Genomic DNA, 17,888 nt, shown 5'->3' with positions numbered 1-17,888 from the left:
GTCGAGTATCCAGCGTAGCCAGCCGGGCCGGGACCCGGACCGCCCCGGTCCCGTCTGACCTCGGCAGACGGGACCGGGGCGGCCGCGCGGCAAGCGCTCCAGCGCGACAGAGCCGGGCGGGCGGCCGATCCTGGTGAGGGAGGCCGTGCCTGACAAGGCCGCTTCCGCTCCCCCGCGAAGGAGATTCAGATGAGCATCAAGGACAAGCTCAAGGACGCGATCAACAAGGGCCAGGAACGGGCGCGGCAAGCCTCACGCAAGGGCAAGGCCACCACCGAGCGGCCCCGGCGCGGCGCGGAGAAGGCGGACGAAGAGCTCCGCCGCCGGGGCGAGCCGCCCAGGGGGCGGTAGCGGCGGCCGGCTCTCACCGCCTCGGACGCCGGGACCTGATCACCAGCGCGGTACCGGAGACGATGAGCGCGCCACTGATCACGGCGAGTCCGAGGAGTACGACGCCCCGGCCCGTCGCGGCGAGTTCAGGCGGCAGCTGGTCGCGACTGCTGCCCTCGCCGCGGGGGCCGGGGGTGGCGTCGGCACGGGCGGGCGCCTCCTCCTTCCCGGGGCCCGCGGGGCTCCCGGTGCGCCCGCGGGCACCGGTCCCCTGACCGGCGCGGGGCTCGGGCCGCGGCTCGGCAGGAGGCTCACCGGTGCGGAGCCCGCCCGTGCCGGGCTGCTCATCCGTACGGGCGCTTGGCCCGCTCGTACGGGGCTCCTCCGGCTCCCCCGTACCGGCCCCGCTCGCCTCCTCCGCCCCCACCCCCGCCGCGCGCTCGATGCGGAAGTCGTAGTCGCCGGACTGGCCGACCCAGTCCCCGTCGTCCGCGCGGCGCTCCATGGTGATGACGTTCGCGGTGACGGGGCCGGTCGGCGCGGAGTCGGTGAAGTGGGACCGCACCCGCACCTTCACGCTCCCGCGCGCGGGCACGGTGAAGCCCTGGAACGGGTCGCCGAAGACCCCGATGTTCTCGTCCTCGTCCGTGGTCTCGAAGGAGACGGGCCGCCATCGGCCACCGGCGGCCTTGTCGGCGTAAGGGTCCAGGAACTCCATCCGGATGTGGTCGGGCCGCAGCGCGTGCGCGCGGTCGACGAGGATCGCGATGGGGTGGATGGCGCGGCACTCGACGCGCGTGGTGTTGCGCAGCTCCAGGTGCCAGGCGTGCCAGCCGCCGCCCCGCGCGTACCGGGCCGGTCCGCCGTGCAGCCGGGCGTCGATCGGGAAGCGGGGGCTCTCCCGCCGTCCGCAGGAGGGCATAGCAGCCGATGCGGACGCGGACTGCGCGGTTCCGCACCACACCGCCGGCAGCAGCAGCGCGAGCGCGGCGGCGGACTGGGCGGCTGCGCGGACGACGGGGGTGGCGGGCGAGCGCATGGGCGACCTCTGCTGCGGTGGTTTCCCGAGTGCCCTGCTGTCTTCCACCTTGGGGGACCGACACGCGGCCGACCCGGCCGATTGCCTCCGACTGGCGGTCAACAACCCGCTCGTTCGGCCCATCAGCCCATCAGTCATCGTCAGCCCATCAGCCCAACGCTGCCTCACCCCACCGCGAACAGCGGCGCCAGCACCAGCTGCGCCGCGCCCTCCACGACCGCGTGGCCGCCCCGGCCCACCACGTCCACCGGGACCGTACGGCCGCCGGCCCGCGCCGCGTCCGCGGCCAGTGTCTCGGCCACGCCGCGCGCGTACGGCTCGGGCGCGGCCAGTACGACCCGGCCGCCGAGCAGCACCCGGTCGATGTCGAGCAGCCGTACGAGGTTGGCGGCGCCGACGCCGAGCAGCCGCGCCGCCCGGGCCGGGTCGCCGTCCGCGACCGCGGCCAGGCACAGCGCCTCCAGGCAGCCGCGGTCGCCGCAGCCGCAGGGCGGCCCGTCCAGCTGGATGACCTGGTGCCCGAACTCCCCCGCACCGGTGCGGGCTCCCCGGTGGACGGCCCCGCCGAGGACGAGACCGGCGCCCAGACCGGTGCCGAGGTGCAGATACGCGAAGGACCCTGCAGGGAAGGGCCCGGCGGCGCGCTGCCGGGCGCGGCCGACGGTGAGCCCGAGTGCGGCGGCGTTGGTGTCCTTGTCCAGGACGACGGGGAGGCCGAGGCGTTCGGCGAGCGCGTCGCGCAGCGGGAAGCCGTCCCAGCGGGGGAAGCCGGTGACGCGGCGCAGCACCCCGGAGCCGTGGTCCAGCGGCCCGGGGGCGGCGACCCCGGCCCCCAGCAGCCCGGTGCGACCGCCGTCGGCCCCGGCGAGCAGGGCCTCGACCTCGCCGCCGACCACGGCGACCGCCTCCTCGGCCCCCGCGCCGAAGTCGAAGGGGACCGTGCGCCGGCCGAGCGGTGTGCCCGCGAGGTCGACCAGCACGGCCGTCAGCTCGTCGCGGTCCAGGTGCAGCCCGATCGCCCGCCGCGCGCCCGGGACCAGCCGCAGGACCGTACGCGGCTTACCGCCCGTGGACGCCCGGTGGCCCGCCTCGGCGGCCAGCCCGTCCGCCCGCAGCCGGGCCGTGATCTTGCTGACGGCCTGCGGGGTGAGCCCGGTCTGCGCGGCCAGCTCCAGCCGGCTGATCCCGCCCTCGCCCGCGTCCCGCAGCAGGCCGAGGACGAGCGCCGCGTTATGGCCGCGCAGGACGGCCAGATTGGCGCCGGGGCCGGGCTGAACTCCAGGCCCGGGCTGGGCTCCAAGCCCGGGCCCGGGTCCGGGGCCGGTTCCGGGTCGGGCCGTCGAGGACATCGTGCTGTTCACGCCCCCATTGTGGCTCCCGCTTGCGCTTCCGCAACAGTGTTGTCAAAGTGGTTCCATGGCTGACACCGGCACCGGCACCCCTGGCTCCACCCCCGTACGCGTCGCCCTCATCGGCTTCGGTCTGGCGGGCTCCGTCTTCCACGCGCCCCTGATCGCCGCCACGGACGGCCTCGTCCTCGACACCGTGGTCACCTCCAGCCCGGAGCGGCAGCGGCAGGCCGCCGAGGAGTACCCGGGGGTGCGCCTCGCCGTCTCCGCCGATGAGCTGTGGGCGCGCGCCGGCGAGCTGGACCTGGTCGTCATCGCCTCCCCCAACCGCACCCACGTCCCCCTCGCGCGCGCCGCCCTGGAGGCCGGGCTGCCGGTCGTCGTCGACAAGCCGCTCGCCGCGACCGCCGCCGAGGCAGAGGAGCTGGCCGAGCTCGCCGACCGCCGCGGTCTGCTGCTGAGCGTCTTCCAGAACCGCCGCTGGGACAACGACTTTCGCACTCTGCACAAGCTGCTCGCCGAGGGCGCGCTCGGCGAGGTGCAGCGCTTCGAGTCCCGCTTCGAGCGCTGGCGCCCCCAGCTCAAGGGCGGCTGGCGCGAGTCCGGCGACCCGGCTGAGGTCGGCGGGCTGCTGTACGACCTGGGCAGCCACCTCGTCGACCAGGCCCTCACCCTCTTCGGGCCGGCCACCTCCGTCTACGCCGAGGTCGAGGTGCGCCGCCCGGGCGCCCGCACCGACGACGACACCTTCATCGCCCTCACCCATGCGAGCGGCGTCCGCTCCCATCTGTGGATGAGCGCGATCACCGCGCAGCTGGGCCCGCGCTTCCGGGTGCTGGGCAGCCAGGCGGGCTATGTGAAGTACGGCCTCGACCCGCAGGAGGCCGCCCTCCGCGAGGGCCTGCGCCCCGGTGCGGACGGCGGCGCGCCCTGGGGCGCCGAACCCGAAGCCGCCTGGGGCCGGCTGGGCGCGGGCGAGTCGCCCCTGAGCGGCGGCGGCGTGCCCGTACCCACCCTCCCGGGCGACTACCCGGCCTACTACCGCGCCATCGCCACCGCGCTCCGCGACGGCGGCGCCCCGCCGGTCACCGCCGCCGAGGCCGCGGCCGCCCTCCGGGTCCTGGAGGCGGCCCGCACGTCGGCGGCGGAGGGCCGGACGGTCCGGATCACGCGTCCTTGAACTCCTGGCGCTGCCGCCCCAGCCCGTCGATCTCCAGCTCGACGACGTCCCCGGCCCGCAGATACGGCTTGGGCTCGGGCCGCCCCAGGGCCACGCCCGCCGGGGTGCCGGTGTTGATGACATCGCCCGGGTAGAGGGTCATGAACTGGCTCAGGTAGCGGACCACCTGGGCCACCGGGAAGATCTGGTCCGCCGTGGTGCCGTCCTGCTTGAGCTCGCCGTTGACCCACAGGCGCAAGGCCAGCGCCTGAGGGTCGGAGATCTCGTCGGCGGTGACCAGCCAGGGGCCGAGCGGGTTGAACGTCTCGCAGTTCTTGCCCTTGTCCCACTGGCCGCCGCGCTCGATCTGGAACGCCCGCTCCGAGACGTCGTGGGCGACGGCGTAGCCCGCGACCGAGGCGAGGGCCTCCTCGTCGGATTCCAGGTAGCGGGCCGTACGCCCGATGACGACGGCCAGCTCCACCTCCCAGTCGGTCTTCTCGCTGCCGCGCGGCACCAGGACCGTGTCATCGGGGCCGACGACGGTGTCCGGGGCCTTCATGAAGAGGATCGGCTCCTCGGGGATCGCGGCGCCGGTCTCCGTGGCGTGGTCGTGGTAGTTCAGCCCGATGCACACGATCTTGCCGATCCGGCCCAGCGGCGGGCCGATCCGGGAGTCGGTGGCGTCCAGCGCGGGCAGTTCCCCCGACACGAGCGCCGCACGGATCCCGGCGAGCGCCGCCTCGTCGCTGAGCAGGGCCCCGTCGATGTCCTTGACCAGGCCCGACAGATCGCGCGGGGTACCCGACTCATCGAGTACCGCCGGGCGCTCCGCCCCCGCAGGTCCGACACGCAGCAGCTTCATTCTGATGACTCCCGTAAATCGAGGGGCGGCCCTGGCTGATCGATCCTCACAAGAGCGGCGTCCAGTCCGCAAGACTCCGTTCATCCACTGGACCGCGCGGCCCCTTTGGCCTTCTCCTCCCGGCCCGTGCGCTGGAGCAGGGCCCGCTCGACCGCCGTCCAGGTCGTGCTGGTCGCCAGGTAGAGCCCCGCCGCCAGCGGCACCACGGCGGCGGTGACCACCGTGCCGAACGACATCAGGGGCAGCAGCTTGGCCGCCCCCGCCGGGACCCCCGCGGGGGCCGGGCGGCCGACGGCAGCCTTGCGGGCGCGTATGTACGTCCAGCCCGCCACCGCCGCGATCAGCGCGAACAGGGCGAGGTAGACCGCCCCGTGCGGCCCGGCCAGGTCCCCGCCCCACCGGCCGCCCAGCGGGGCACCCGCCAGGGTGTGGTCCAGCAGGTCCCCGGCGCCGCTGCCGGTGGAGAACAGGTGGTACATGACGAAGAAGACGGGCAGCTGAACGAGCGTCGGCAGGCAGCCCGCGACCGGGGAGACCGACTCCTTCTGGTACAGCTCGGCCATCGCGCGCCGCAGCCGCTCGGGGTCGCGCTTGTGACGGCGGTTCAGTTCGGCCAGCTTCGGCGCGAGCGCGGAGCGCGCCTTCTCGCCGCGCACGGCCGCGCGGGCGAGCGGATGGAGCGCGGCGCGCACGCACAGCGTGAACAGGACGATCGCGGCGGCCGTCGCGGACGCCCCGAACAGCGGTGCGAGACAGTCGGCGAACCAGCTGAGCAGCGTGCCCAGCGCGGCGAAAACAGACATGGGAAAGCCCTCCACGGGTCTCGTCGTGGTGCCGGAATCCGATGCCGGATTCGGTGAGTCGGCGTGACGAGCCACGTGGGCTCCAGCGATGAAGCTGATGAAGCTACGGGAGCGGAGCGCCTACGCGGCCGTCGGCAGGCGACGGCCCGGCGCTCGCGGCCGCGGCCGGCCCGCGGCGTCGGGATCCCGCTGGGCCAGGAACGCCGTACGGCGCTCCCTGTCCCGTATCGCGGTGCGTATTCGCCCCGGCGGAAGCGGGGCGAGAGCGCGCGCGGCCAGCAGCGCGCAGGTCAGCAGGGCGGCCGCGATCGCGGCGGTCGCGGCGAGCGCGACGGCGCTCATCAGGCCGGTGTGGGTGAGGAGGGCTCCGGTCAGCAGGAACAGGAGCACGCCGAGGTGCGTCCGCAGCACTTCGATGCGGTGGACCATCAGGCTCCCCCTCCCCATGACGCGCACAACGCCCTTGCCCAGCTGATCCGTTCGTACGCGAGTCTAGTCGCCGCCACCGACAGCGCGCGGCTCGGCCGCCTTCAGCCTGCCCCACACCACCAGCCGGTACCGCGAGGTGTACTCCGGGGTGCAGGTCGTCAGCGTGATGTACGAGCCCCGCTCGGTGTAGCGGTAGCGCGGATGCGCCGAGCTGTACGGCACCGCCGCGACGACCGTGCCGTCCGAGGGCGAGGTGCGCGGCAGGGTCCGCTCGACGACATAGGTGTAGCGGCCGTCGGCGGTCTCGACGCGGACCGTATCGCCCGGCCGCACCTCGTCAAGGTGGCGGAACGGCTCGCCGTGCGTATTGCGATGGCCCGCGAGCGCGAAGTTGCCCACCTGGCCGGGGAGCGCGGTCTTCGGGTAGTGCCCCACGTACCCCTTGTTGAGCACCCCGGCCCTGCTGATGCCCTCGGCCACCGGGGCGGTCAGCCCGATACGGGGGATGCGCAGCACGGCGTACGTCTGGTCCCGGCGCGGGGCCCGGCTCCCGGACGCCGCCGGGGAGTTACGGGCCGTGGCGCGGTCCGAGTCGGGGCCGGATTCCCCGGAGTCACCCCCTGACGAATCCTGGGCTGAGTCACCCCCTGACGGGTCCTCGGCCGAGCCGTCCCCGGCCCCCGCCCCGTCGTTCCACTCCCGCTCCAGCGCCGCCACTTCCCGTTTGGCGCCCTCCCGCGCCTGCCGGTTGGTCCACCACAGCTGATGGACGACGAAGAGCAGCATGACGAGCCCGAGAGTGACGGTGATCTCCGCGCCGGTCCACAGGACCCGCGCCAGGACCGCCCGCCGCGGGCGCCGCCCCCGTACGCGCCCCCGTACGACCACCGGTAACCGCTGCCGTCGCACGCCGACCTCCCTCCGGGGCCTCCCGCCAAGCCCCCTCCGGTCGGGGCACCATAGGCCCTGCGGCCCGCACTCTCCAGAACCGTTGAGCGCCCAGAACCGCTACGCGCCCAGCAGCCGCGAGACCGAATAGATCACCAGCCCCGCCAGCGCGCCCACGACCGTGCCGTTGATCCGGATGAACTGCAGGTCCCGCCCGATATGCGCCTCGATCTTCCGCGAGGTGTGCTCCGCGTCCCAGCCCGCCACGGTCTCGGTGATCAGCGAGGTGATCTCGTCCCGGTAGGTGGTGACCACATACACCGCCGCGTCCTCCAGCCACCCGTCGACCTTCGCCCGCAGCCGCCCCTCCGTGGCCAGCCGCGAGCCGAGCGAGAGGATCGCCGCCCGCGCCCGCAGCCGCAGTTCGCTGCGCTCGTCCTCGGCCGCCGCGACGATCATCGCCCGTACGGAGGCCCACGCCGAGGCGATCAGATCCTGCACCTCGCCCCGCCCCAGCACCTCCCCCTTCAGGCGCTCCACCCGCGCCCGGGTGTCCGTATCGGACTGCAGCTCGCCCGCGAAGTCGGCCAGGAAGCGGTCCAGGGCCCCGCGCGCCGGATGATCCGGCATATCGCGCATCTCGCTGACGAACCGCAGCAGTTCCTTGTAGACCCGTTCGCCGACCTTCCGGTCGACGAACCGCGGGGTCCAGCCGGGCGCGCCGCCCGCCACCGCCTCCATCACCGACTCGTTGTGCTCGACGAGCCAGTCGTGGGCGCGCAGACACACCAGATCCACGGCCCGATGGTGCCCGCCGTCCGCGACGATCCGCTCCAGCATCTTGCCGAGGCCCGGCGCGATCTCCTGTGCGTCGGCGCGCCGGGTGATCGCCTCGCCCACCACGGCCTGGACGTCGGAGTCGCGCAGCACCGTGAGCGCGCCGCGCAGGGCCGTCGCCAGCTCGGCCGTCACCCGGTCGGCGTGGGCGGGCTCGGCCAGCCAGGCGCCCAGCCTGCTGCTGATGCCGACGGCCCGCAGCCGCATCCGCACCACACCGCCGGACAGGAAGTTCTCGCCGACGAACTCGCCGAGGCTCACCCCCAGCTGGTCCTTCTTGGTCGGGATGATCGCGGTGTGCGGGATCGGCAGCCCCATGGGCCGCCGGAACAGCGCGGTCACCGCGAACCAGTCGGCCAGGGCGCCGACCATCCCGGCCTCGGCGGCCGCCGCCGCGTACCCGGCCCAGCCGCCCGCGCCGGCCGACCGCGCCCAGGTCGCCAGCGCGTACACGACGGCGACGGCCAGCAGCAGCGCCGTCGCGATCGTCTTCATCCGGCGCACGCCGCGGCGCTTCTCCACGTCCAGCGCGGTCTCCGAGGAGAAAGCGGCCCTCGCGGCCGCAGCCGGCGGCACCGCCTCACCCATCGGCGTCCGTTCCATCGGGTTCATCCGGTCCATTCGCTCCACCCGGTCGAGCCGTCCCCTCGGTCATTGTCTCTTTCCTGTCTCAGTCCGGATTCCGTCGCCTATGGAGTGGAACGTACGGGCGGTTCCCATCGTCTGAGTGGGCGAGCGACCCTGTGCGCCGGAGGCAGGCCTGCGGCCCCGCCGGAAGCACCGCGTACCGCGCCATGGGATCATGGTGAGCCGACCGGACCGCAGCGACGCCGCTGCTCTCTCGCAGTTCACGTCCACTTTCGGAGCCCCAAGTTCCGTCTGCCCGAGGAGACACCCGCCCATGAGCGTGCCCCCTATGCCCAGACGCACGGCCTATGCCGTGCTCGCTGCGCTGGCGGCTGTGGTGGTCCTCGTCTCGACCGCGATATTCATCGGGGTCGGCAACAGCGACGGCAACATCGACACCGCTGCCGGCAAGCCCCGTAGCTCGGCCGCCCCGGCCTCGGCCGGCACCTGGGTGGGCACCTGGTCCACGTCCGCCGCGGCTGCCGAGCCGAACACGCTGCGGGGCTACGCCGGCATGTCGATACGGAACGTCGTCCACACCAGCATCGGCGGCAGCCAGGCGCGTATCCAGCTGTCCAACTTCTACAGCGCCCGCCCGCTGACGATCACGCACGCCTCGCTGGCCCTGGCGGCCGCCCCCAGCAACCCCACCGCCGCCGCGGGCACGATGCGCCGCCTCACCTTCGCCGAGCGCCCTTGGGTGACCATCCCGCCGGGTCAGGCCGTCACCAGCGACCCGGTGCGGCTGGACATCCCGGCCGCCGCCGACCTGCTGGTGACCACCTACGCCCCGCGCGCCTCCGGCTCGGTGACCTATCACCCGCACGCCCGCCAGACCTCCTACCTGGCGCGCGGCGACCGTACGGAGGACACCGCCGGGGCCGCCTACACCGAGCAGAGCCCCTACTGGCGCTATCTGACCGCCGTGGACGTGTTCAGCAGGGAGGCGCAGGGCACCGTCGTCGTCATCGGCGACTCCATCACCGACGGCATCACCTCCACCGCCGGGGCCAACCACCGCTGGACCGACTTCCTCGCCGAGCGGCTGCGCACCGAGCCCGGCGCGCCCCGCTACAGCGTGCTCAACTCGGGCATCAGCGGCAACCGCGTGCTGAGCGACGGCACCCAGGTCCCGCCGAACAACCCCAGCGCGCTGTCCCGCTTCCGGCGCGACGTGCTCTCCCGTACGGGCGTCAAGGCCGTCGTCGTCGAGCTGGGCGTCAACGACATACTGCGGACCCCGCACCAGACCGACCCTGACGCCATCGTCGCCGGGCTGCGCCGGCTGACCGAGCAGGCGCACGCACGCGGGCTGCGCGTCATCGGCGCCACCCTGGCGCCCTTCTACGGCCACCGCGGCTACACCCCCGAGCTGGACGCCGTGCGCCAGCAGGTCAACACGGAGATCCGGGCGGGCAAGGTCTTCGACGACGTGGTCGACTTCGACCACGCGCTGCGCGACTCGATGTACCCGATCCGGCTGCGCCCGTCGTACGACTCGGGCGACCACCTCCACCCGAGCGACGAGGGCTACCGGGCGATGGCGCGGGCACTGGACCTCCAGGCCCTCAAGGGCGGCGCGGCGGCCGCCCTCTAGCCGACCGACCGGCTCAGTCTTCAGTCGACCGGCTCAGTCCCAGTCGCGCTTCTCCAGGGACGGGCGCTTCGCCGACCCACGCCGCTCGCGCCGATCCGCATGGCGCTCCGCGTGGCGCTCCCTGCGTTCCGCGTGGCGCTCGGCCCGCAGCTCCCGCCGCTCGGCGTGGCGCTCGGCCTGGAGCCGTTTGCGCTCCTCCTTGCGCAGCTTGCGCTCCACCGCCACACCGCCGAAGAGCGCCAGGCCGGTGACGGTCACCCGCGGCGAGCCCGGCGAGCCCTCACCGGAGCCGCTGTGGTCGAAGGCGCCCATGATGCCGACGCCGCCGACCTGCACATCCATGTCCGGCGGGGCCGTGACCTGAATCCCGCCCATGATCGCGAAGCAGCGGATCACCGTATCGCGGTCCTCGAAGCGGGCCTCGCGCAGATCGATCTCCCCACCGCCCCAGAAGACGAAAGAGGTGAAGCGGCGCGGCACGGTCCAGCGGCCCTTGCGCTGAAAGCCGCCCATGACCGCGATCCCGGTCCGGGAGGTCGGCGTGGCGCCGATCCGCTCCGCCCAGCCGCCCTCGGCCGCGGGCACGGGGGCGGCGGCCGGACGGCCGGGCACCGGGAGGTCCCGTACGAGCGGTTCGAGTTCGGCATGGGTCCGGGCCCGGTACGCCGCGTCCAGCCGCTCCTCGAACTCCTCCATGGTGAGGCGTCCTTCGGCAACGCCGTCCCGGAGCGCGTCGGCGATCCGCTCGCGCTCGGCGTCCGAGGCCCGCATCTCCAGCCCGGCCTGAGGTTCGGGTGTCATATCCCCCGAGGATGCACCGCTCGTCATACGGACAGGTTAACGGCGTAAGGCCGTGCGGCCCACGCCCCTTCAGACCGGGTCGGCCGACGGACGCGCGGACTTGCCCTCCTGCTCCGCCTCTCCCTCCCCCTCCGCCGCTCCTTCCGCATCCGGCTCCCTCCGCTCCTCCGCCGCTGCTTCCGCCGCCTGCGCGCTCCCCGCCGGATACAGCATCTTGGCGATGACGTCCTCGATGTCCGGCTCCCGCACCGACAGGTCAACCAGCGGATATCCGTCAGCCACCGCCGCGACGATCGGCGCGGCGCTGCTTCCGGCCGGGAACGCCAGCCACTGCCGCGGCCCTTCCACCCGTACCGTCCGCGAACCGGGGATCTCGATCGGCGGCAGCTCCCGCTCCAGGTCGACGACGAGCGTCCGCTCGCTCTCGCCCACCGCGTGCAGCCCCTCGAGCCCGCCGTCGTACACCAGCCGCCCGTGGTCGATGACCATCACCCGCTTGCACAGCTGTTCGATATCGGTCAGATCATGGGTGGTCAGCAGCACGGTGGTGCCCTGCTCGGCGTTCACCTCGCGCAGGAACTCCCGCACCTTCGCCTTGCTGACCACATCAAGACCGATCGTCGGCTCGTCGAGATACAGCACCTCCGGGTCGTGCAGCAGCGCCGCCGCGATATCGCCGCGCATCCGCTGGCCCAGGGAGAGCTGACGGACCGGTACGTCCAGGAGCGCGCCGAGGTCGAGGAGTTCGACGCACCGGTCGAGGTTCTGGCGGTACCGGGCGTCGGGGATCCGGTACATCCGCCGCACCAGCGCGTACGAGTCACGCAGCGGCAGATCCCACCACAGGGTCGTACGCTGCCCGAAGACCACCCCGATACGGCGCGCCAGCCGCGTCCGCTCGCGCGACGGATCGATCCCGGCCACCCGCAGCCGGCCGCCGCTGGGCACCAGGATCCCGGTGAGCATCTTGATCGTGGTCGACTTCCCGGCGCCGTTGGGCCCGATGTAGCCGACCATCTCGCCGCGCGGCACCCGGAAGCTGATGCCGTCCACGGCGCGCACCTCGCGCCGCTCACGGCGCAGCAGCCCGGCCCGGCGCCGCACCTGGAAGACCTTCTCGACCCCGTCGAGCACGATGAAGTCATCAGCGAAGTCGTTCATGAAGCCGTCCGTGAAGCCGTCTTTCAAGTCAGCGTTGATGTCACCCATAAAGCCCCAGCCCTCTCAGCTGCCCGTGCTCCGATACGACCGCAGCCCCGCCCGCCAGGCCAGCCCGGCCAGCGCGCAGCAGCCCAGCGCGACCAGCGGGGCGGCGAAGCCGATCCAGCTCGGCAGGGACAGCGGGTTCTCCCGGCCCAGGATGTGCAGCGCGGGCAGCCAGTTGACGAAGGCCAGCGGGATGACGAAGGTGACCCCGCGCAGCAAGTCCTGTGCGAAGACCGTCGGCGGGTACTGGAGCAGGGTGTTGCCGCCGTAGGTGAAGGAGTTCTGCACCTCGGAGGCGTCGTTCGCCCAGAACTGGAAGGCCCCGCCGGCCACGAACATCGCCCCGAAGATCGCTCCCCCGCTCAGCAGCATCACCGGCACCAGCAGCACCCGGTCGGCCGTCCAGTCGATGTCCAGCCGGATCAGCGACCAGATGAGCAGCAGCAGCCCCTGGCAGATCCGGCCCAGCCTGCGCAGCGCGAAACGGTCGGCGGCCACCTGCGCGAGGATCGGCACGGGCCGCACCAGCAGGGTGTCCATCGTCCCGTCGCGGACCCGGCGGCCGACCCGGTTCATGCTGCCCAGGGTCATGTCCATGAGGCCGAAGGAGGTGCTGGTGGTGCCATAGAGGAAGGCCACCTCGGACAGGCTGAACCCGCCCAGCGTGCCGACGTGCGAGAACATCAGCGCGATCACGACGAAGTCGAGCCCGGTCGCAAGGAAGTTCCCGATCGTCATGATCAGGAACGAGGTGCGGTACGCCATCGTGGAGCGCACCCACATCGCGATGATCAGCAGGTAGGCGCGCAGCCCGTGGTACGCGCGGGAACGAAGCGGCTCAGCGTACGCCTGGAAGGGCAGCGACTCACCGTACGCGCCGGAGCGCAGCCGCTCACCGTACGCGCCGGAGCGAAGGGGCTCAGCGTCGGCGCCGGAGCGTAGCGGCTCAGCCACCCTGCACCACCACCCTCCGCGTCGCGACGGACTGCAGCGCCCGCCCCGCCGCGAACAGCACGACCGCCCACCCCGTCTGGAAGGCCAGCGCCCGCAGCAGCCCGAGCCCGCGGTGCTCCTCCAGGAAGACATCCGCGGGCACCTGCAGCATCGCCGCCCACGGCAGCAGCCGGGCCACCTCGCCCAGCGCGCCCGGGAAGACGTTCAGCGGGAGGATCATCCCGGAGAAGAACAACCCCAGCAGACTGCTCATCAGGGTGATCCCCGAACTGTCGAGCAGCCAGAAGGCGGTGAGCCCGACCAGATAGTGCATCGCGAAGCCGACACACGACCCCAGGACGACCGACAGCACGAACCAGACCCAGGTCAGCGCGGAGCCGGGCAGGGTCAGCTCGAAGGCCAGCGCGCCGAACACCATGGGCATGATCCCGCGCCCCAGCAGCTGGAAGGTGGCCCGGCCGAGGTCCCCCGCCAGCCACCACAGCTGAAGATCCACCGGGCGGTAGAGGTCGATGGCGATATCGCCGGAGCGGATCCGCTCCTGCAGCTCCTCCTGGAAACCCCCGCCCATCAGCGCCATGGTCGCCAGCAGCGCCTGGCCGAGCCAGACGAACGTCAACGCCTGGGAGAGGTCGTAGCCGCCCAGATGGGGCCGCTGGTCCCACAGGGCGATATAGGTGTAGGCGACGATGAAGCCGAAGACCGTATTGGTGAACACCCCGGCCGCGGTGGCGACCCGATAGGTCGCATAGCGCCTGAACCCGCCCATCGCGACGGCCGCGTACAGCCTTGAATGACCGCGCCACGGATGACCGCCCCGCGGATGACCGCGCAGCATGGACCGCCCCTCCCTTCCCCGCCCGGCACCAAAGCTCAGGAGCCTAGCGGCGCTGCCGGAGGGAGGGCGAGGCGTTATTCGCCCGAATGGAGCGCGGAATACCACCCGATTGGAAGGCGGAAATCGTCCATTCCGCCGGTCACAGAGGTGTCACAGGTGTGGGCCACGGCCCCGGCCCGGAACGGATGATGCGACAGTGTTTTCTGGGGCGTACCAGGCCAATCGCCCGACCGTGCACGATTCCGCCGCGGCGCAACCCTCGACGGCGGCCGAGGAGTCTCAAAGGACATGAGCGACGAGCCCCAACTGATCGACGGCGGCATGGGCGGCCCGGACGTCACCAGCACCGACCCCACCGACAACGGCAGGGCCGCCCGCCCCAAAGGCAGAAAGGGCCGCCCGAAGCGCACCGGCTGGCGCCGGCTGCTCCCCACCTGGCGGATGGTGCTGAGCGGCTTTCTGGTGATCGTGCTGCTCGTCGCGGGCGGCCTGGTCACCGGCTATCTGCTCGTCGACATCCCCGCCGCCAAGGACATCGCCATCGCCCAGAGCAATGTCTTCCTCTACTCCGACGGCACCCCGCTCGCCCGCGAGGGCAAGGTCAACCGGGAGAACGTACCGCTCAGCCAGGTGCCCAAGGACACCCAGCACGCGGTGCTCGCGGCCGAGGACCGGGACTTCTACTCCGAGTCGGCCATCAACCCCGAGGCGATGATCCGCGCCGCCTGGAACACCGCCACCGGCAAGGGCAAGCAGTCCGGCTCCACCATCACCCAGCAGTACGTGAAGAACTACTACCTCGACCAGGAGCAGACCGTCTCCCGGAAGGTGAAGGAGTTCTTCATCTCGATCAAGCTGGACCGGGAGGTGAGCAAGGACGACATCCTCGAGGGCTATCTGAACACCAGCTACTTCGGGCGCAACGCCTACGGCATCCAGGCCGCCGCCCAGGCCTACTACGGCAAGGACGCCAAGGACCTCGAACTCGGCGAGGGCGCGTATCTGGCGACCCTGCTCAACGCCCCCAACGCCTACGACGTGGTCACCCACCCGCAGAACAAGGACCGGGCGCTGGCCCGCTGGAACTACGTCCTGGACGGCATGGTCAAGAAGGACTGGCTGACCAAGACCGCCCGCGACAAGATGACCTTCCCGGCCCCCGGCAAGGTCACCGCCCAGTCGGGCATGTCCGGGCAGCGCGGATATCTGATCGAGGCCGTCGAGGCGTACCTCACCAAGAACAACATCATCGACGAGCAGACCCTGGCCCGCGGCGGCTACCGGATCACCACCACCATCGACCGGAAGAAGCAGGACGCCTTCGTCGCCGCGGTGCGCGACAAGCTGATGAACAAGCTCAGTGGCTCCCGCAAGGTCGACAAGTACGTCCGGGCGGGCGGCGCCTCGATCGACCCCAAGACCGGGAGGGTGGTCGCCCTCTACGGCGGCATCGACTACACCAAGCAGTTCGTCAACAACGCGACCCGCACCGACTACCAGGTCGGATCCACCTTCAAGCCGCTCGTGTTCACCTCCGCGCTGCAGAACGGATCCACCACCCAGGGCGGGGTGCAGATCACCCCGGACACGATCTACGACGGCACCAACAAGCGCGAGGTCACCGGGGCCGCAGGGCCCACCGGCTACTCCCCGGCCAACGAGGACGACGTCGACTACGGCTCCATCGACGTCACCACGGCCACCGACAAGTCGGTGAACTCCGTGTACGCCCAGATGGCACAGGACGTCGGCCCGGACAAGGTCAAGCAGACCGCGATCGCCCTCGGCATCCCCAAGGACACCCCGGACCTGAACGCCTCCCCCTCCATCGCGCTCGGCGTCGCCACGGCCAGTGTGCTGGACATGACCGAGGCGTACGCCACCCTCGCCAACCACGGCGTCCACACCCCGTACACCCTGGTCACAAAGATCACCAGGGACGGCCAGCAGATCGACGTCCCGTCGCCGAAGACCGACCAGGCCGTCACCCGCGCCGCCGCCGACACCACCACCACCGTCCTGCAGAGCGTGGTCGACGGCGGCACCGCGACCGCGGCCCAGGCCGCCGGGCACCCCGCGGCGGGCAAGACCGGCACCGCGGAGGACGACAAGGCCGCCTGGTTCGCGGGGTACACCCCGGACCTGGCGACGGTCGTGGCCGTGATGGGCCAGGACTCGTCCACCGGGGCGCAGAAGTCGCTGTACGGGGCGACCGGCCTGCCCCGTATCAACGGCGGCGGCTACCCCACGGAGATCTGGGCCGCGTACACCTCCGCCGCGCTCCAGGGACACACCCCGGCCCAGTTCGAGCTCAACCCTGGCGACGGCACCACCACCCCGACCCTCCCGACCACCACCGCCCCGGCCGTCACCACCCCGCCGGAGGTCACCACCCCGCCCGCCACGCTTCCGACCACCCCGACCACCGACCCGACCCTGCCCACCGCCACCACGCCGACGGCCCCGGCGACCCAGCCCACGTACACCGCGCCGACGGGCGTCCCGACGGACGCTCCGACGACGGCCGATCCCGGCGACCCGGGTGACCAGGGCGACCCCGGGGGCCCCGAGGCCGGCGGCTGAGAGCCTGGAAAAGGGCAGAAACACGCAGGGTGGTGACCAAGGTCACCACCCTCGCACATGCCTGCGTACGGCCCCGCGGCCCTGAGCTCCCGCTGAGGACCCGGCTAGAGATACAGCCCCGTGGAGTCCTCGGACCCCTCAAGCCGCTCGGCCGCGACCGCGTGCAGATCGCGCTCCCGCATCAGCACATACGCGACACCGCGGACCTCGACCTCGGCCCGGTCCTCCGGGTCGTAGAGCACCCGGTCACCCGGCTCCACGGTCCGCACGTTCTGCCCGACCGCGACCACCTCGGCCCAGGCCAGCCGCCTGCCGACCGCCGCGGTCGCCGGGATGACGATGCCGCCGGTCGAGCGCCGCTCGCCCTCCGGGATGTCGGTTCGGACCAGCACCCGGTCGTGCAGCATCCGGATGGGCAGCTTGTCATGGGAGGTGTTCGTACTCACGCCCCTGACCGTACCTGGCCCGGCGACGCACCGGAGGCACAGGCCGGACACAGCCCGCCAAACGCCCCTGGCCGCCCCTTGACCGCCCCCCGCTCGCTACGAACGGCGACGCCGCGATGACATGGCGTACAGCCCGACGAGGCCCACCGCCACGAGCGCCAGCGGAACGATCCGCTCCAGCCGCGGGACGCCTTCCTCGGAGACGAACTGCGCCCGTACGCCGGTGACCGCGCGGTTCACGGAGACATAGGCCCGCCCCGCCGTCCGGTCCACCACCGACACCGCCTTCGCCTTCGCGTCCCCGACGATGGTCTTGGGATGCATCCGCGTCCCGATCTCGTCGAGCGTCACGGCGAGCTGCTGCCGCCTGCGGGCGATGTCCGCCTCGATCTGCGCAGGGGTCCTGGCATCCGACACCGCGCTGCCTCCGTCATTCTCGATGATCCGGTGATGGACAGTCTGTCAGCTCCCCCTGGCCGATGCCCCACAGCACCCCCGATCGGGAACCTGACTAATGTCGGGCACGTACACACCCGCGCCCTACACCCGCGCCACGCACCCGTGCCACGAGGAGACCCCACCATGAGCGAGCGCCTGCAGCCCGGCGACACCGCCCCCGCCTTCACCCTCCCCAACGCGGACGGCAAGCCTGTCTCGCTCGCCGACTACGCCGGCCGCAAGGTGATCGTCTACTTCTACCCGGCCGCCCTCACCCCCGGCTGCACCAAGCAGGCCTGCGACTTCACCGACAACCTCGACTTGCTCGCGCAGCACGGCTACGACGTGGTCGGCATCTCCCCGGACAAGCCCGAGAAGCTGGCGAAGTTCCGCGACAAGGAGCACCTGAAGGTCACCCTGCTCGGCGACCCCGAGAAGGAGATCCTCCAGGCGTACGGCGCCTTCGGCGAGAAGAAGATGTACGGCAAGACGGTCACCGGCGTGATCCGCTCCACGGTCGTCGTCGACGAACAGGGCAAGGTCGAGCGCGCCCTGTACAACGTCCGCGCCACGGGCCATGTCGCCAAGATCATCAAGGATCTGGGCCTCTGACGTACCGGCGCGGGGGGGGCGGGGCCCCCCCCCCCCGCCCCCCCCCCAGCCACAACCCCGGCCCCGGGGACGGATTAACAAAAAAGA

18 protein-coding genes are annotated in these 17,888 nt (G+C 72.3%); 5 read left to right on the top strand and 13 right to left on the bottom strand.

What is annotated here, in order from left to right; all coding sequences use genetic code 11:
* The first annotated feature begins 189 nt into the window (after positions 1–189).
* Positions 190–351, top strand: a complete 162-nt coding sequence (locus ACFV2X_RS27320; protein ID WP_385621167.1) for an antitoxin — start codon at positions 190–192, stop codon at positions 349–351.
* A gap of 13 nt (positions 352–364) precedes the next feature.
* Here the strand turns inward: ACFV2X_RS27320 and ACFV2X_RS27315 are convergent, their stop codons facing one another.
* Together ACFV2X_RS27315 and ACFV2X_RS27310 are read right to left on the bottom strand one after the other, a co-directional pair.
* The gene (locus tag ACFV2X_RS27315; protein ID WP_385621164.1) at positions 365–1,369 is read right to left on the bottom strand and encodes a hypothetical protein; all 1,005 of its coding nucleotides are present in this window, start codon (positions 1,367–1,369) and stop codon (positions 365–367) included.
* 164 nt (positions 1,370–1,533) lie between these two features.
* A complete protein-coding gene (locus ACFV2X_RS27310; RefSeq protein WP_385621276.1) occupies positions 1,534–2,718 on the bottom strand; it encodes an ROK family transcriptional regulator in 1,185 nt (394 codons plus the stop codon).
* A 67-nt stretch (positions 2,719–2,785) separates the two neighbouring features.
* Between ACFV2X_RS27310 and ACFV2X_RS27305 the strand changes: the two genes are divergently transcribed.
* Positions 2,786–3,898: a Gfo/Idh/MocA family oxidoreductase gene (locus tag ACFV2X_RS27305; RefSeq protein WP_385621162.1), complete on the top strand. Its 1,113-nt coding sequence runs from the start codon at positions 2,786–2,788 to the stop codon at positions 3,896–3,898.
* Here the strand turns inward: ACFV2X_RS27305 and ACFV2X_RS27300 are convergent.
* The 5 genes from ACFV2X_RS27300 to ACFV2X_RS27280 all read right to left on the bottom strand — a co-directional run bounded on the left by ACFV2X_RS27300 (position 3,885) and on the right by ACFV2X_RS27280 (position 8,320).
* The gene (locus ACFV2X_RS27300) at positions 3,885–4,742 is read right to left on the bottom strand and encodes a fumarylacetoacetate hydrolase family protein (protein ID WP_385621159.1); all 858 of its coding nucleotides are present in this window, start codon (positions 4,740–4,742) and stop codon (positions 3,885–3,887) included. The two genes, ACFV2X_RS27305 and ACFV2X_RS27300, sit on opposite strands and share 14 nt — an antisense overlap.
* A gap of 80 nt (positions 4,743–4,822) precedes the next feature.
* Positions 4,823–5,545, bottom strand: a complete 723-nt coding sequence (locus ACFV2X_RS27295; protein WP_385621156.1) for a YidC/Oxa1 family membrane protein insertase — start codon at positions 5,543–5,545, stop codon at positions 4,823–4,825.
* A gap of 120 nt (positions 5,546–5,665) precedes the next feature.
* Positions 5,666–5,974 carry a DUF6412 domain-containing protein gene (locus ACFV2X_RS27290; RefSeq protein WP_385621153.1) on the bottom strand — a complete coding sequence of 103 codons (309 nt, stop codon included), beginning with the start codon at positions 5,972–5,974 and terminating at the stop codon, positions 5,666–5,668.
* A 63-nt stretch (positions 5,975–6,037) separates the two neighbouring features.
* Positions 6,038–6,883, bottom strand: a complete 846-nt coding sequence (locus ACFV2X_RS27285; protein ID WP_385621151.1) for a class E sortase — start codon at positions 6,881–6,883, stop codon at positions 6,038–6,040.
* A 99-nt stretch (positions 6,884–6,982) separates the two neighbouring features.
* Positions 6,983–8,320 (bottom strand): DUF445 domain-containing protein, encoded by a 1,338-nt coding sequence (locus tag ACFV2X_RS27280; RefSeq protein ID WP_385621149.1) that lies wholly within the window; start codon positions 8,318–8,320, stop codon positions 6,983–6,985.
* A gap of 295 nt (positions 8,321–8,615) precedes the next feature.
* On the opposite strand from ACFV2X_RS27280, the gene ACFV2X_RS27275 reads away from it, so the two are divergent.
* Positions 8,616–9,923, top strand: coding sequence for an SGNH/GDSL hydrolase family protein (locus ACFV2X_RS27275; RefSeq protein ID WP_385621146.1), 1,308 nt, complete (start codon positions 8,616–8,618; stop codon positions 9,921–9,923).
* A 33-nt stretch (positions 9,924–9,956) separates the two neighbouring features.
* Here the strand turns inward: ACFV2X_RS27275 and ACFV2X_RS27270 are convergent, their stop codons facing one another.
* The 4 genes from ACFV2X_RS27270 to ACFV2X_RS27255 all read right to left on the bottom strand — a co-directional run bounded on the left by ACFV2X_RS27270 (position 9,957) and on the right by ACFV2X_RS27255 (position 13,722).
* On the bottom strand, positions 9,957–10,724 hold the full coding sequence (locus ACFV2X_RS27270; protein ID WP_385621143.1) for a DUF1707 domain-containing protein: 768 nt from the start codon (positions 10,722–10,724) through the stop codon (positions 9,957–9,959).
* Positions 10,725–10,793: 69 nt separating this feature from the next.
* The gene (locus ACFV2X_RS27265) at positions 10,794–11,885 is read right to left on the bottom strand and encodes an ATP-binding cassette domain-containing protein (protein WP_385621140.1); all 1,092 of its coding nucleotides are present in this window, start codon (positions 11,883–11,885) and stop codon (positions 10,794–10,796) included.
* A gap of 63 nt (positions 11,886–11,948) precedes the next feature.
* Positions 11,949–12,713, bottom strand: a complete 765-nt coding sequence (locus tag ACFV2X_RS27260) for an ABC transporter permease (protein ID WP_385621274.1) — start codon at positions 12,711–12,713, stop codon at positions 11,949–11,951.
* A gap of 163 nt (positions 12,714–12,876) precedes the next feature.
* Entirely contained in the window at positions 12,877–13,722 is an 846-nt protein-coding gene (locus ACFV2X_RS27255; protein ID WP_385621137.1) for an ABC transporter permease, read from the bottom strand.
* Between the two features lie 288 nt (positions 13,723–14,010).
* Between ACFV2X_RS27255 and ACFV2X_RS27250 the strand changes: the two genes are divergently transcribed.
* The gene (locus ACFV2X_RS27250; protein ID WP_385621134.1) at positions 14,011–16,305 is read left to right on the top strand and encodes a transglycosylase domain-containing protein; all 2,295 of its coding nucleotides are present in this window, start codon (positions 14,011–14,013) and stop codon (positions 16,303–16,305) included.
* Positions 16,306–16,409: 104 nt separating this feature from the next.
* Here ACFV2X_RS27250 and ACFV2X_RS27245 read toward each other — a convergent pair whose 3' ends face one another.
* Entirely contained in the window at positions 16,410–16,751 is a 342-nt protein-coding gene (locus tag ACFV2X_RS27245) for a co-chaperone GroES (protein WP_065959991.1), read from the bottom strand.
* Between the two features lie 96 nt (positions 16,752–16,847).
* Positions 16,848–17,168 (bottom strand): DUF3618 domain-containing protein, encoded by a 321-nt coding sequence (locus ACFV2X_RS27240; protein ID WP_385621130.1) that lies wholly within the window; start codon positions 17,166–17,168, stop codon positions 16,848–16,850.
* A 165-nt stretch (positions 17,169–17,333) separates the two neighbouring features.
* On the opposite strand from ACFV2X_RS27240, the gene bcp reads away from it, so the two are divergent.
* Entirely contained in the window at positions 17,334–17,801 is a 468-nt protein-coding gene (bcp, locus tag ACFV2X_RS27235) for a thioredoxin-dependent thiol peroxidase (RefSeq protein ID WP_385621127.1), read from the top strand.
* Positions 17,802–17,888: the final 87 nt, after the last annotated feature.

Source organism: Streptomyces sp. NPDC059679 (genome assembly GCF_042734105.1).
GTDB lineage: Bacteria > Actinomycetota > Actinomycetes > Streptomycetales > Streptomycetaceae > Streptomyces.
Note: the sequence above shows the minus strand (reverse complement) of the source record. Positions and strands in the feature narration are given on the sequence as shown.